Genomic DNA, 1,358 nt, shown 5'->3' with positions numbered 1-1,358 from the left:
ATGGATTTTGCAGGTGTGATTTTCTTTGGGCTTATGATTACGAAAAAAGGCGTTTATCTGCTTGAATACAATATGAGAATGGGAGATCCAGAAACTCAGGCGGTATTGCCACTTCTGGAAAATGACTTGCTTGAGTTAATAGAAAAATCTTTTGAAAAAAAATTATCGGAAGTTAAAGTTAATTGGAAACCATTACATTCATGCTGCGTAGTAGCTGCTGCAGGAGGTTATCCAGAAAGTTATAAAAAAGGCGATGAAATTACAGGAGTTCTTGACTTTGAAGAAACTGATGATAATAAAGTATTCATCTGTGGAGCAAAAGTTGAAAATGGAAAATTGTTGACTAATGGCGGAAGAGTATTAAATGCTGTAGCTCTTGGGAATACACTGGAAAAAGCACAAAAAAAAGCGTATGAACTTTTGAAAACTATAAATTTTGAAGGAATGTATTTTAGAAAAGATATTGGTGGAAGATTTTAGTAAAAAAATAAATAGTAATAAAAAAGACTGTTTTGAATTTTAAACAGCCTTTTTTTATTGTTATTTATCTTCTTGGACTCCAAGTTTTGATAGCTTTTGCTAATTGTTTCTGATATTCAGGTTCACCTTCCTGAGCAATGTAATAGATATTTCCGTTAGCTTCAATGTAGTACATTATTAATACACTTCCATCATCATATTCTATTGCCACTTGTTCTCCCTCATAACCATTTATGTTAACGCTGCCTTCAAAAATGTTATCTTCAGGAGTTCCTAGATTAATATATTTTTGAATAATTACTTCAGCTGCTCTTTTTGCAGTACCTCTTCCGTTAGTTGCAACAATATCTAAAGTTATAATATTTGTGTTATCTATTGATACTTGTTTGGCTGTAGGCGAAGCATCGGGATCTCCAAATTCATACCAGTTTGTAGGAACAGTTATATATCCAACTCTAGGACTTCCGAATCTTATACTTGAACCTGAATTTCCTTTTGCAAACGTAAATACTGACATCACAACAAATAATGACAGTATAATTTTTCTTAAACTTTTCATTTTAAAACCTTCTTTCTCTTTTCATTTTTAATTAAAACAAATATTAGTTATGTTTTCTCCATTCTAAGCATTCTCCAGTAGAAACTCTTGAGACAGCACAATAACGTTTTGATTCTTCAATAGTATGACCACGTAGCTCTCGATCTGCCTTTTCACTTCCTGCAAGTGCCATTAAACTTGTACAGCTGCTAAATGATGACATTGCCAGAATAATTGTTAAAAGTTTAAAAGTTTTTTTCATAATAATCAATTCCTTTCTAATCTTTTACGGTAAATAATTTTCTATAAAAAGTATACAACAGTTTTTTATGAAAGTCAA

General features: G+C 31.4%; 3 protein-coding genes. 1 reads left to right on the top strand and 2 read right to left on the bottom strand.

Going from position 1 to position 1,358, the window contains the following annotated elements:
- The coding region (locus Q0370_RS06735) for a phosphoribosylglycinamide synthetase C domain-containing protein (protein WP_299573750.1) at positions 1-480 on the top strand (480 nt) is incomplete at its 5' end.
- Positions 481-544: 64 nt separating this feature from the next.
- Here Q0370_RS06735 and Q0370_RS06730 read toward each other — a convergent pair.
- Positions 545-1,039: a hypothetical protein gene (locus Q0370_RS06730; protein WP_147005290.1), complete on the bottom strand. Its 495-nt coding sequence runs from the start codon at positions 1,037-1,039 to the stop codon at positions 545-547.
- A 43-nt stretch (positions 1,040-1,082) separates the two neighbouring features.
- Entirely contained in the window at positions 1,083-1,280 is a 198-nt protein-coding gene (locus Q0370_RS06725; protein ID WP_299573747.1) for a hypothetical protein, read from the bottom strand.
- Between the last annotated feature and the right edge of the window lie 78 nt (positions 1,281-1,358).

The sequence above is a fragment of the uncultured Leptotrichia sp. genome (genome assembly GCF_938036635.1).
GTDB classification, from domain to species: Bacteria; Fusobacteriota; Fusobacteriia; order Fusobacteriales; family Leptotrichiaceae; genus Leptotrichia; species Leptotrichia hongkongensis.
This window is presented reverse-complemented; position numbering and strand designations above follow the sequence as displayed.